Source organism: Candidatus Microthrix parvicella Bio17-1, assembly GCF_000299415.1.
Lineage (GTDB): Bacteria > Actinomycetota > Acidimicrobiia > Acidimicrobiales > Microtrichaceae > Microthrix > Microthrix parvicella.
Genome location: NZ_AMPG01000001.1, coordinates 297,855 through 310,865 on the forward strand (window position 1 = coordinate 297,855; position 13,011 = coordinate 310,865).

A 13,011-nucleotide genomic window follows, 5' to 3' on the forward strand; every position below is an offset into this window, starting at 1 on the left:
GCGGGCACGCACGCGTGACAGGCTGGAAGCGTGGGCGCCGAGATCATCCTGCGCCGGGTGGAGTTGCGCCTGGCCCATGAGCACCGTGCGGCTCATGGAACCGTCTCGACCCGGCCGACGCTCCTCGTCGAGTTTCGTCAGATGCATGACGGCACTGCCGTCTCGGGATGGGGCGAATGCCCGGCTCTGCCCGATCCCGGCTATTTCCACGAGTACACCGACGGAGCGCAGGCCATGCTGACCAACCTGCTGATCCCGGCTGTCGTCGCCGGTGGATCGCTCAGCCCGGATGCTGTCGATGCGGCAACCGCCATCGCACCCGGGCACCCGATGGCCCGTTCCGCCCTGGCGCTCGCCGCCGAAGACCTGACCGCCCGCGTCGAACGATCAACGCTGTCACAGCGGTGGGGGGCGGTCCGCGACCGGCTGCCACCCGGTACCTCCGTCAGCACCACCACCGGAACCGGGCCCAACTCGGACGCCGGTTTGGCAGAGCTCGGCAAGCGTGCGTCCGTCCTGGCCGCAGCCGGCTATCGGCGGCTGAAGGTCAAGGTCTCACCCAGCCATGACGTCGCCCCCCTCCAGGCGGTCATCGATTCGCTCCGCGCAACGGGTCACGCCAACGTGCAGGTGGCGGCGGACGCCAACGGCTCCTACCGACCCACCCAGCCCGCTCACGCAGACGCTCTCCGACGACTCGATGCGCTGGGCCTCGCTTGGATCGAACAACCCTTCCCGGCCGAGCTGCTGGTGGACCTGGCTCGTTTGGTCCAGCGGTTGGACACCCCCATCTGCCTGGACGAGTCCGTCACGTCGTTGGGGCAACTCCGTGCAGCCCGAGCGCTTGGCATGCGACCGGTGGTGTGCGTCAAGCAGGCCCGGCTTGGTGGCCCCCGGGCTGCGCGGGAGGTGCTCGGCTGGTGTCACTCCCACAACTTCGACGCGTACGTCGGAGGCATGCTCTCGTCCGGGATCGGTCGGGCTGCCGACCGAGCGTTGGCTGCGTTGCCGGGCGCCACGCTGATCGGCGACATCGGCGCCGACGTGGAGTATTTCGGTGCGGACGTGACCGCTCCGTTCGCGGTCAGCGACGACACCGTGCCGGTGATCGCCGACCCGGCCGTCCACGGGTTGGGCGTCACCGTCAGCGCCTCAGCGGTGGCCAGACTTACGAGCGAAAATTGGCGGTGGACCATTGAGAACGGCGCCCCACCTGCTGAATCAAGAAGGCAATGAGTCGTCCGGTCGTGCATTTCTCGTCGACTCCCATGCGTAACCCACACCGTCGTCAGCAGAGCCCAGTCTGACCCGCTGCAAAGGTCGCCTGATCGACGGTGAACTGGTCGCCCGCTTGGGATGAAAGTTGGTCGATGAGCCCTTGGCAGGAGAAGCTGGAAAACTCAAGGTAGGAGCGAGCACTTTCGACTGCTTCGGCGTTGTAATCAACGGTCAAACTGTCAACGGCGGCGGTGGCGTCCCGCACGTTGAATTGATCGCCGTACTCGGATGAGAGTTGGTCGATGAGTCCTTGGCGTGAGAAGCCGGAATAATCGAGGTATGACTGAGCGGCGCGAACCGCTTGCTGCTCTGACACAGACAAGGCCGGTTGAGTTGGAGGCGGAGCCGTTTTTGGCGGCGGGGGCGCTGTTGTAGGCGGCGGGGTTGTCGTTGGTTTCGCAGTCGTTGCAGGAGGCGCCGTGGTGGTCGGCTTTGCTGTCGATGCAGGTGCCGCCGTGGTGGTCGGCTTCGCAGTCGTTGCAGGTGCCGCCGTGGTGGTCGGCTTCGCAGTCGTTGCAGGAGGCGCCGTGGTTGTCGGTTTCGCAGTTGTCTGCGCCTCCGACGTGGCGGCCCCCTTCGCCTCCTTCGATTCGTCCGGTGGGCTCAAGGAGTCAGCGATCCCAGCAATCAGAGCGAGGGCAAGCACTACCGCTGTGACAATGATCTTGGTCGTCGGGGTGAACCGCTTGTTCACCCACAGAAGGATCAGCCCGATTGGAAAGCAAAACAGTAATGACAGGGCGAGGACCCAGGTTCGTTCGTACCACGGGGTTTGCTTGCCTGCTTCAAGATCGCCCGAACCGGGGTTCGCTGCTGATGCGACTGGAAGGCCTTGAGCGGTAGACGGAAATGGTTGAGCGGCGGTCTGCGGCGGGTACCACTTGCCGTCCGAGGCCTGCCACCACCCCGGCCCTTGCGCCTGATCACTCACTTCGGCCCTCCTGGATGGACGAGTTGGCTGCTGATCTGTCTACTAGCAGGCAGCCGAAAATGGTATTTCGAAAGTCGCTATTTGAGGTGAGAGCAGCTGTCCTCGTTTCGTGGTCGTTGCATCCTTCCGTTCCGAAGACGCGATCATGCCTTTCACCTGATGCTCACCCGCGCCAGGCAGAACCGGGACTACCTTCATCACGCATCGCCCTCGTGAGGTCACGCCGAAGCCAACGCCGGTTCCGCGGCGAGGTCGCAAGTCGCTAGTTCAGGCGGAGGCCCAGTTCGGCGAGGCGCCCTGGGACGTGCTCCTCAGCCATACCCAAGATGCAGGCGATGGCCCGCATATCGTCCCGGCGGATGGTGATCACCCGACCGTTGAAGTCTTGACGTTGCACCTGGATCATGAGCAGGTAGCGGCTCAACATGTCGGCCTCAGACCCCTCAAGCCCCTCGAGCCGGGCGAGGTTGATCTTCGCGCCGGAGTCGGTCTGGTCGCTCTTGGCGGCCTCGTCTTCATCGCCTTCGGGCAGAAGCTGATCAACCGGCACCTTGTAGAAGTGGGCGAGGCGCTGCAAACGAGGAACCGAGATCGCTCGCTCGCCGCGCTCGTAGGCACCAAGAACCGAGGCCTTGAACTCCTGGTCGGAGATTGCCTCGACCTCTTGGAGGGAAAACCGCTTCTGACGGCGAATCAGCCGCAGTCGCTCCCCCACCTGGCGGCCATATTGACTGTGCGCATGCTCGTCCTCTGCCAAAGCGGCGGTGCTCATCTGCGTGTGCCTTTCGACCGGTGGATCGCGCCCAATCGCCGATCGAGGAGCACCCCGGCAACGATCGGCGTGAAAGGCCGTCGGCCCTTCACCACCGGTCTCAGCCGTGGACCTCGCCTCCCACGGATCAGTGCAACGTGACGCCCGAGCTTAGCTCTCCGTGGTCGCCGCGCTCACCGTACTCACGCAGCGCGACCAACTGGGCACCGCCCACCATCGCCGCCGTTTCGGCTCGCATCACATGGGGTCCAAGCGAAATGGCCTCGGTCACCAACGACCGCTCCCGGGGGGTGAACCCGCCCTCGGGGCCGATCAGCAGCGAACGATCTTCGGTCGATGCCTGCCGTCCCGACCCGTCGGCCCTCACCCATGGGCGGTCAACCACCAGATCCGTGACCGACTCGACGCTTCCGATCAGCTCATCCAACGTGCAAGGGCCCACGATGGTCGGTAGCCACACCCGACGGCACTGCTCGAGCGCCGCCTTCGCGACCCGAGCCAGTTTGGCCACCTGGCCGCACCCGCGATCGCCCTTCCAGCGGACTACGGAACGATCGGTCTGAAGCACGACGATCCGATCGACTCCGACCTCCGTCAGCTTCTGCACGCACCACTCCGGCCGCTCCGCTTTGACGGGCGCAAATGCAACGCTCACAGGGTCGGGGGTGGCGACCGACTGCACGGCGCCGTCAGGTATCAGTTCGCCGGGAGCTCCCAGTCGGGCGAGCCGCCACGACCCCGCCCCGTCGGTCACACTCACAGCAGTGCCCGCCTTCAAGCGTCGTGCGGTCCATAGATGCCTGGTCAGCTCGTCGTCCGCCGCTAGCGCGCCCAGCGAGTCGACGAGCGCGTGGGCCACCAGGTCCGTCGGTGGCCCGACCAGATTCATCGGACGCCACCCGGAACGCGCCGGACCACCGCCTCACTCACTTAAAGGCACTGCGCAGTTTCTTGCCCAGTCCGGTCTTCGGCGGCGTCACCGCCTCGCCACGCAGTTCTGCGAACTGGCGCAACAGGCCTTCCTGCTCATCGGTGAGGTCGTTCGGGGTTTCCACCACCACGTGTGCCACCAACTCACCCCGGCCGCGGTCTCGACCACGCCCGTCCAGACGGGGCACGCCCAGACCTCGAAACCGGTGGTCCCAGCCCGACTGGGTGCCTGCAGGGACGATCAGTTCCTCGGGGCCGTCCAGCGTGTCGATCTGCACCTGGGTGCCCAACGTCGCCTGGGCAACCGACACCGGGACCTCCAGGTGCAGGGTGGTTCCGTCGCGCACCAGGCCCGCGTGGTTCGCCACGTTGAGGTGCACATACAGGTCACCGGCAGGTCCGCCGCGGCCACCCACCGCGCCTCGTCCGGTCAGCCGAAGGGTGGAACCATCGTCGACGCCGGCGGGCACATCCACGGTGAGGGTTGCGTCCTCCACCACGCGACCGTCGCCGTCGCAGCGCGAGCAGGGGCTGGGAATCAGTTCACCCGTGCCCTGACACGTGGGGCAGGCCGACGCGGTCACCATCTGGCCAAGGATCGATCGGCGCACCGACTGCACCTGGCCCTGCCCACCACAGGTTTCACACGTTTTGGGGCTCGTACCTGGTGCGGCGCCGGTGGCCTCACAGGTGCCGCACGCCACGGCGGTTCGTACCGTGACATCCTGAGCGCCGCCGAACACGGCCTTCTCGAAGTCCAGCCGAAGGGTGGTCTCCAGGTCGGGGCCTCGCTGTGGTCCGGTTCGGCCGCGGGCGGCACCGCCACCGAAACCAGCGCCAAACCCGCCGCCGCCACCTCCAAAGAAGGCGTCGAACAGGTCGCCAAGGCCGCCCACGCCGTCGCCCATGCCGGCGCTGCCGTCCACCGAGCCGAACCGGTCGTAATTCTCGCGCTTCTGGCCGTCGGAGAGGATCTCGTAGGCCACGGCCACCGATTTGAACCGGGCCTCGGCCCCGGGGTCGTCCGGGTTGGCGTCCGGATGACTGTCTCGGGCAGCCTTTCGATAGGCCGCCTTGATCTCAATATGGGTGGCTTCGCGATGAACGCCCAGGACCTCATAGGGATCCTCGGTGATCTGGGCCATCGTTGCTCCTTGCGATTCAGAGTTGGGGGGGGAATGGGTGTCGATTGGGTGGGTGCTGCTCGACTCGACGGTCCGGGCGCTGCCGGACCGCCCAAGTCGGTTAGTCGCCTTCGCCGAGAGCCCGGGTGAGCTCTCGGCTCACGGTGTCGACCGCCGACAACGTGTCGGAGTAGTTCATCCGGGTGGGGCCGAGCACGGCCAGCGTGGCCGCCCGGTCGGGGCCCACCATCACCGGGGCCACCACCAGCGAACAATCGCTCAGCGGCGACAGCCCGGTTTCAGAGCCGATGGCCACCGTCAGGCCCTTCTCGATCAACTCCCTCAGCAGTCCCACCACCACCACCTGCTGCTCGAGCAGGGCAAGGACACGATGCAGGGTGTCAATCTCCTCAAAGCTGCGTGCCATGTTGGACGCACCCTCGACGTACAGGCCGGTGTGATCGTGGCCCATCGCCTCGGCCAGCCCGGCGAGAACCTCGTCGACCAGCGCAACCTCCGGGGTGCCCGGCGCCACCCTGGGGGCGGCTTCGGCCAGTGTGGGCGTTCTGCCGCCAACCATGTCGTCCACCGACACACCGTCCATCCGGGCGGACAGCACCGAGGTGGCCACTGCCAACTGAGCGTCGTCCAGGGGCGTTAACAACTCGACGGTCCGCTTGGCCAACATGCCGTTGCTCAGCACTGCCACGGCAACCACCAGCCGGTCCGAAAGCGACACCAGTTGCACCGAGCGCACCGTCTCGGTGCTGCCCCGCTCCCCCACGGTTAATGCGGCCGTCGACGTCAGCCGAGCAAGGTGGTGAGATGCCTCCTGAAACAGTCCCTCCAACTCGCCGTGAGCGTGGGCGAAGAACTGCCCCACACGCTGAGACTCGGGCTCGTCCAGTTCGCTGGGCAACTCCAGGTGGTCGACGAAAAACCGGTACCCCTTCTCGGTGGGGATTCGTCCGGCCGACTTGTGGGGCTGAGCCAGGTAACCCTCCTGCTCGAGGAAGGTCATGTCGTTTCGGACCGTGGCCGACGACACCTCCACCCCGGGGACGCCGGCAACGTTGCCCGATCCCACCGGCTGGGCGGTTTCGATGTAGCTCTGCACCACGGCTCGCAGCACCGCCGACTTGCGGTCGTCCAGCACGACCTTGCGTTCATCAGCCATGGCGCACCTCGCCGACGGCGGCGCCGCCCACCCGGGCATCACCCGCTGCGCTGTTGCAAATTGCGCGCAGGAGAAAGCCGATCGAAGTCATGGACAGGGGATTCTACCGGTGAGACCCCACAGACATGAGTCGAGCACCGCACGGTGGCGCCGCGGCGCCGCCACCAGCAACCCTCAGTCCATCCGGAGGGCCTTGATAAACGTGTCCGGCGGGATGTCCACCTTGCCGATCGACTTCATGCGTTTCTTGCCCGCCTTCTGCTTTTCAAGCAGCTTGCGCTTGCGGGTGATGTCGCCGCCATAGAGCTTTTCGGTGACGTCCTTACGGAACGCCTTGACCGTCTCGCGGGCGATGATCTGCCCTCCGATGGCGGCCTGAATCGGCACATCAAACTGTTGCCGAGGAATCAGTTCCTTCAGCTTCTCCGCAGTTCGGCGGCCATATTCATAGGACCGTTCCTTGTGCACGATGGCAGAGAAGGCATCCACGTTCTCGCCGCTCAACATGATGTCCACCCGCACCAACTCGGCGGGCAGGTAGCCGTCGGTGTCGTAATCCAGGCTGGCGTAGCCCTGCGTGCGGCTCTTCAGCGCATCGAAGAAGTCGATGACCACCTCGGCCAGCGGCAGCCGGTAGACGAATTCAACCCGTTCGGGTGACAGGTACTCCATGGAGCGTTGCTCGCCCCGACGGCTGAGGCACAGCTCCATGATCGTGCCGACGTACTCGGCCGGGGTCAGGATGGTCATGCGCAGCTGCGGCTCGCTGATCTGTTCGATCTCGGTGGGCGGTGGCAGGCTGGAAGGGTTGTGCACCTGCAACATCTCGCCGGCGGTGGTCTCCACCTCGTAGTTCACCGACGGGGCGGTGGCGATGAGTGAAAGGTCAAACTCGCGCTCCAGTCGTTCGCGCACGATCTCCATGTGCAGCAGGCCCAGGAACCCGCAGCGAAACCCAAATCCCAACGCCCCGGACGTCTCGGGTTCGTAGGTGAACGAACTGTCGTTCAGTCGAAGCTTCTCCAGGCTCTCCCGCAGTTCCTCGAAGGCGTCGCCCTCCACCGGGTAGAGGCCGCAGAACACCATGGGCTTGGGCTCGGCGTAACCGTCCAGTGGCTCGCCCGGATGCCCGAACCCGGTGACGGTCTCGCCCGAGCGTGCCTCACCCACATCCTTGATTCCGGCAATGAGGTAGCCCACCTCGCCGGGGCCCAGTTCCTTGGTGGGGGTGTTGATCGGGCGGCGAACGCCGATCTCCTCGGCCGAGTGGGTACTGCCCGCCTGAAGGAACGACAGCTTCTGGTTGGTCCGCATGACCCCGTTCATCACCCGCACCGAGCTGACCACGCCGCGGTACTGGTCGAAGTGGGAGTCGAAGATCAGCGCCTGAAGGTCGGCGTCCTTGTCGCCCTCCGGTGCCGGGATGCGCTCGATGACCGCGTCCAGCAGGGCGCCCACGCCCTCGCCGGTCTTGGCCGAGATGTGCAGCACCTGGTCGGCCGGAATCCCAAGCACCGACTCGATCTCGGCCGCCACCCGCTCCGGTTCGGCCGCGGGCAGGTCGATCTTGTTGAGGCAGGCGACAATTTCGAGGTCGTTCTCCAGCGCCAGATAGCAGTTGGCCAGCGTCTGAGCCTCAATCCCCTGGCTGGCGTCAACAACCAGAACCACGCCCTCGCAGGCGGCCAGGCTGCGGCTGACCTCGTAACCGAAGTCGACGTGGCCCGGCGTGTCGATCAGGTGAAGCTTGTGGTCGGCCCAGTCGATCTGTACCGACTGCAACTTGATGGTGATACCCCGCTCGCGCTCCAGGTCCATCGAGTCGAGGTACTGGGCACGCATGTCCCGGGCGTTGACCGCTCCAGAGATCTCCAGCAGCCGGTCGGCCAGGGTCGACTTCCCGTGGTCGATGTGGGCGATGATCGAAAAATTGCGGATGTGGTCAAGCGTGGCCATGAGAACCGGTCAGGCTACTCGGGGGCATCCTGCAGCCCCCGCAGCGTCTCCTTTGCCTGTGCCAAAACATCGGCGTAAACCGGCTCCTCCGCTGCCAGCCGCTCGTAGAGGGTGACGGCTTCTTGGGCTGGGGGGAGCGCACCGGCACGGTCACCGGTTTCAGCGAGTGTGATGGCGAGGTTGTTCAACGCCATGGCGAGGTCGGGTTGGTAGGCGGGGTTCTGTTCGGCTTGGGCACGGTAGAGGGTGACGGCTTCTTGGGCTGGGGGGAGCGCACCGGCACGGTCACCGGTTTCAGCGAGCCTGTTGGCGAGGTTGTTCAACGCCACGGCGAGGTCGGGTTGGTAGGCGGGGTTCTGTTCGGCTTGGGCACGCCAGAGGGTGACGGCTTCTTGGGCTGGGGGGAGCGCACCGGCACGGTCACCGGTTTCAGCGAGCCTGTTGGCGAGGTTGTTCAACGCCACGGCGAGGTCGGGTTGGTAGGCGGGGTTCTGTTCGGCTTGGGCACGCCAGAGGGTGACGGCTTCTTGGGCTGGGGGGAGCGCACCGGCACGGTCACCGGTTTCAGCGAGCCTGATGGCGAGGTTGTTCAACGCCATGGCGAGGTCGGGTTGGTAGGCGGGGTTCTGTTCGGCTTGGGCACGGTAGAGGGTGACGGCTTCTTGGGCTGGGGGGAGCGCACCGGCACGGTCACCGGTTGCAGCGAGTGTGATGGCGAGGTTGTTCAACGCCATGGCGAGGTCGGGTTGGTAGGCGGGGTTCTGTTCGGCTTGGGCACGGTAGAGGGTGACGGCTTCTTGGGCTGGGGGGAGCGCACCGGCACGGTCACCGGTTGCAGCGAGTGTGATGGCGAGGTTGTTCAACGCCGCGGCGAGGTTGGGTTGGTAGGCGGGGTTCTGTTCGGCTTGGGCACGCGCAACCCGCTGTTGTTGGCGATCAATGCTCACTGCGAGATGCTGTTGGGGGATAGCCAGGTTGCTGGCTTCGGTTCCGACCGCACTCTCCAGGCTGTTGAGCGCCGAGATTTCACGAGCGAGCACCGAACCAACCGAACTGTCGAGAGCGGGATGATCACCCCATGGCAGCGCATCGACCAAGCGGGCCGCGGCGAGCCCCAACCCCAAGGCGGTTGGTCTGCCACCATCCTCACCAACAAGACGCGTGAACTCGGCGTTCAGCCAACCACCGAACTGTTGCGCAAAATCCACCAGGCACCACCTGAGGTCTTGCGCGAAATCGCCAGGATCCGTCGCCGTTACCGTGCGAGCGATCGACGACAACACCTCGATTGCCTGACGGCCCTCACTAGCCAGAGCAGCGACAAGCAAGTCGTTGGGCGTGAGCGTCGAGCGAATGAGATGGTCGGCGACGGGGTCGGGATGCAACGCGGCGAACCCCGGCCCGTACAGCCCCGGGAAGCCATCGACGACAGCCTCCCGGCACTCGGAGGGGACGCCAACCTGGGCGAGCCGTACCGCTGCCGCAGCCGGGCCGTCGTTCCCGCCGAGTGAGAGCCCGGCGACCGCGCGGTCCAGCACTTCGTCGGACACCGCTTCCTGCGACTGCGTCCGAACCAGATGCCGGCGCCAGAACCGTCGCTCCCGAGCGAGCAGCTTGGCAAAGACGTCCTTGGCGGCGGTACCACCGACGAGCACCGACGCCAGCGCCAACAGCGTGGTGTCGCCGGCCGATACCGGTCGGCCTGCATCGACTGCGGCCACGTCCAGCCCAAGCCGACGGAATTGATGTCGAGCTGACGACGCCAGCGCAGAAAGGTCTCCGGTGCCCTTCTGACCCAGCGGACGAACATCCTCGGCGTCCAGCGTGAGTTCGCGCACCATTGCGCTCACCAGCGAACCTCGACGCCTGCTGAGCAGCAACACCCGAACCCGCTGCCCAGATCCACCCGCCGAGCGCATCAGGGCCTCCATCCACCGCCCCACCTCGGTTGGGGAATCCTCGGGGTAGTCGACCACAACCAGCAGAGGTCCGGCAGGCAGGCCGGCGCCCTCGGCGGCCGCCGCAAGCCCGCCGCGGGTCAAGCCGATCGTCCAACCGGCCTCAGCCGCACGGATCATGAGTTCTTGAGCCGCTCGGGACTTGCCCATGCCCCCTGCGCCGGTGAGCATCGCAGCATCAAAGCGCACCTCGCCGTTCAGGAATTGGTCCAGAATCGACTCGACCGTCTCAGACCCGGATATTGCAGCCCGGTTCTTGAACGGCGTGTAGGCCACTGGTTTGGGTGGGTGCTGCCTCTGGTGTGAGGTTGAATGGTGTTTGTCTGGTTTTGGGGCGCGGTGAGGCAGAAGGTTGTGGTGTGGGCGGGTTGTCCGGGCTGAGTCTGGGTGTGTGGGTGCCTGGCCGGGTCAGGCGAACGCGGGCAGGGCCCGGATGCGTGTGAGGGCTTCGATGAACGCGTCGACCCAGGCGTGGGATCGTGGGAGCCGCAACTCGAGGCCGCCGGCGTGGTTGACAACTCGTGCTGCGACATTGAAGAACGCGAGGCGGAGCCGTTTCCCACGGCACCGTTTGAACGTCGGGGGCAGCCCGAGGTGACGGACCCAGCGGGCGGTGTTGTGAGCAAGCACAGAGGCGTGCCACCACAACCAGTTCCCGAAGAAGTTCTTCACCGGCGCGTGGATCAGCCCAAAGTCTTCCTTGAGTTGCCGGATGGTGTCCTCGGGGATCCCGCCACGAAGCCGATGGTGGGCCTCGACCTCTGCTGGGGGTGCGAACAGGGCGGGAAGGTTCGTGACAATCGCATGGAACCTCCAACCGTCAAGATCATCAAAGGACAACTGGTCACCGGCGCTGGTGCGTTGACGGCGCACGATCATCCGCAACATGCGCCGGGTCTTGCCTTGCCCCATCACGAAAGGTGTTTCTGCGACCTCGGAACCCCGCTTGGCCTCGCCGGCCAACGCTGGCACCCATTGCGTGTCAGGGTTGGTGGCCAACGCCCGGACTTTCGCTTTCACGTTGGACCGTTGTGGCGCGGTCACGGAGAACACCCCACCCAGCGCCTCGACGGTGTCGAACACGGCGTGTTGGTAGCCGGCGGAATCGACACGGACCCACAGGTTCGTTGTTTCCCGGACCGGGCCGGGGATCGCCGACACACACTCTCGAATGAACCCGGCGTTGTCCCGGCCCGGATGGGCATTCCCAGACCGGGCACGGATCGCGAGCACGTCACCGGTCTCACCACACACCCCGATCAGCGGTGACAAGCCAACCTCGCCCCGGTAGGAGAACTTCGAACCTTCCTTGTCCGGCCCGTAGGTGTCGACCAGCGTGGCATCGGGATCAACCGTGACCATCCCACCAGAAGGTCCCGCACCCGACGCCCACGCCCGAGCCAACATCGTCCGGTTCACCGCCGCGGCTTTCTGGACCCGACCAAAATCGGCTCCGCCACAAAACCGGAACATCGTCGCGTGTGAGGGCAACACGTGAGCGCCCCGCAACTGTTGGGTCGGCCCATCCAACAGGGACCGGTCCGACAAGAAATCGCCTCCGGCCAACAGGATCTCGACCAACGCCCGATAGCACTCCCCGCCGGTGTAGCCGCCAGGCCCGATCGGCCGCAACCGGCGCCCATCGGCGACACCGACCAGGTTCAGGTTGTCCAACATCGGTCCCCACAACGCCACCCCGCCCACCCCGGTCACCTTGTCATCGCTCACCTTGACCTTCACCGAAGCACTCCGGCGGCGGGGCTGTCCGATCAGTTCCCCGGCATCAAACAACGCGCCTGTAGCATTCACCTGGCAGGTGCTCCTCTCGCTAGTCGAATAGAGCTGTTCGTACTCTCCATTCTTCCAGCCAGCAGGGGCACCTGCCGCGTCAAACCACCAACAACCCGCTACCCGGCTGCAATATCCGGGTCAGAGTGGCCAGTTGTGACATCGCCGTGTTCCACCCGTGGCGTCACCGGGTCGCCCTCGATCAGTGGCACCACCGCGTGGCGGTACTGGAGGGCTTCGATGGGCCGAAGGCGCTCGTCGAGGGGCGGCACCACCGGTGCCTCCAACACCATGGCCGGCCCGCCGGGCGGGCCGACCGGCGTGACCGGCACCGGCACCAGCAGGCCGCGATTGGAGGCGGCCACCTGCTCGGCGAGAGCCGCCCAGATGGCGGCGCGCAACGTACCGGCTTTGGACACGCCGCCGAACCCGTCACCTTCTGCTTCCAGCCACCGCCCCTCGGCCCCCAAAAGGGCCGACGAGGTGAGTACCTCCAGCGCATCAAACCGGCCATCGACGGCGCGCACCAGGCCCACCAGCCGACCGCTGTGGGCTACCGGACCGCCGGACATACCGGCCCAGAGCGCCGCGTCCGACGCCTGCTTCTCCGAATTGATTTCGGAATCGGTCCGTACCGATCGGGGTCGCAACCTCACCGTCAATCGGCGGCTACCGCCAGCGCCGCTTTCCACCATGCAGGCCCCGTCGAAGAGGTCGCCGTTGCCACGCATCGACGCGGTTGGAGCGCCCCACACCCGACAGTCGTCTACAGCGTCGCTCAACAACCCGCCCCAGGGCACGGGGTAGGCAAGGTGCACCACCGGCTCATGGGTGTACAGCAGACGAACGTCGACCTCGCTCCCCAGGAACACCGTGGTCGCGACAACCTCGGTAGCACCATCGGGCCCTTGACGACGAACGAGAGCCTGACCTCCCAGCGGCACCGGCTGGCCAGTGGTGTGGGCGCAGGTGACCACCAGCGAGTTGGCGATGGCACAGCCGCTCAACAAGGACCCACCAAGTTCGACCTCGCACAGGCGCGCCGGACCGTCGAAGCGCCACGAGCCTGCCAGGTCGGGGCGGGGTGTCGGCACGAT

General features: G+C 65.9%; 10 protein-coding genes. 1 reads left to right on the forward strand and 9 read right to left on the reverse strand.

What is annotated here, in order from left to right; translation table 11 throughout:
* The first annotated feature begins 30 nt into the window (after window positions 1-30).
* Window positions 31-1,236 (forward strand): enolase C-terminal domain-like protein, encoded by a 1,206-nt coding sequence (locus MPARV_RS0101485; protein ID WP_020376974.1) that lies wholly within the window; start codon window positions 31-33, stop codon window positions 1,234-1,236.
* A gap of 52 nt (window positions 1,237-1,288) precedes the next feature.
* On the opposite strand, the gene MPARV_RS25275 is transcribed toward MPARV_RS0101485, so the two are convergent.
* The 9 genes from MPARV_RS25275 to MPARV_RS0101535 form a co-directional block, all read right to left on the reverse strand.
* On the reverse strand, window positions 1,289-2,209 hold the full coding sequence (locus MPARV_RS25275) for an Ltp family lipoprotein (RefSeq protein WP_202948796.1): 921 nt from the start codon (window positions 2,207-2,209) through the stop codon (window positions 1,289-1,291).
* Between the two features lie 262 nt (window positions 2,210-2,471).
* Complete coding sequence (locus MPARV_RS0101500; RefSeq protein ID WP_012230758.1) at window positions 2,472-2,981, reverse strand: transcriptional regulator; 510 nt, start codon at window positions 2,979-2,981, stop codon at window positions 2,472-2,474.
* A gap of 127 nt (window positions 2,982-3,108) precedes the next feature.
* Window positions 3,109-3,870: an RsmE family RNA methyltransferase gene (locus tag MPARV_RS0101505; protein ID WP_020376976.1), complete on the reverse strand. Its 762-nt coding sequence runs from the start codon at window positions 3,868-3,870 to the stop codon at window positions 3,109-3,111.
* A 37-nt stretch (window positions 3,871-3,907) separates the two neighbouring features.
* Window positions 3,908-5,056: a molecular chaperone DnaJ gene (gene dnaJ / locus MPARV_RS0101510; protein WP_020376977.1), complete on the reverse strand. Its 1,149-nt coding sequence runs from the start codon at window positions 5,054-5,056 to the stop codon at window positions 3,908-3,910.
* A 100-nt stretch (window positions 5,057-5,156) separates the two neighbouring features.
* Entirely contained in the window at window positions 5,157-6,212 is a 1,056-nt protein-coding gene (gene hrcA / locus MPARV_RS0101515) for a heat-inducible transcriptional repressor HrcA (protein ID WP_020376978.1), read from the reverse strand.
* Window positions 6,213-6,386: 174 nt separating this feature from the next.
* Entirely contained in the window at window positions 6,387-8,168 is a 1,782-nt protein-coding gene (gene lepA / locus MPARV_RS0101520; protein ID WP_012230748.1) for a translation elongation factor 4, read from the reverse strand.
* Window positions 8,169-8,182: 14 nt separating this feature from the next.
* Window positions 8,183-10,402: a tetratricopeptide repeat protein gene (locus tag MPARV_RS21965; protein ID WP_020376979.1), complete on the reverse strand. Its 2,220-nt coding sequence runs from the start codon at window positions 10,400-10,402 to the stop codon at window positions 8,183-8,185.
* 132 nt (window positions 10,403-10,534) lie between these two features.
* Window positions 10,535-11,935, reverse strand: coding sequence for an IS1380 family transposase (locus tag MPARV_RS0101530; RefSeq protein ID WP_238538799.1), 1,401 nt, complete (start codon window positions 11,933-11,935; stop codon window positions 10,535-10,537).
* Window positions 11,936-12,033: 98 nt separating this feature from the next.
* Complete coding sequence (locus MPARV_RS0101535) at window positions 12,034-13,008, reverse strand: trypsin-like peptidase domain-containing protein (RefSeq protein WP_020376981.1); 975 nt, start codon at window positions 13,006-13,008, stop codon at window positions 12,034-12,036.
* Between the last annotated feature and the right edge of the window lie 3 nt (window positions 13,009-13,011).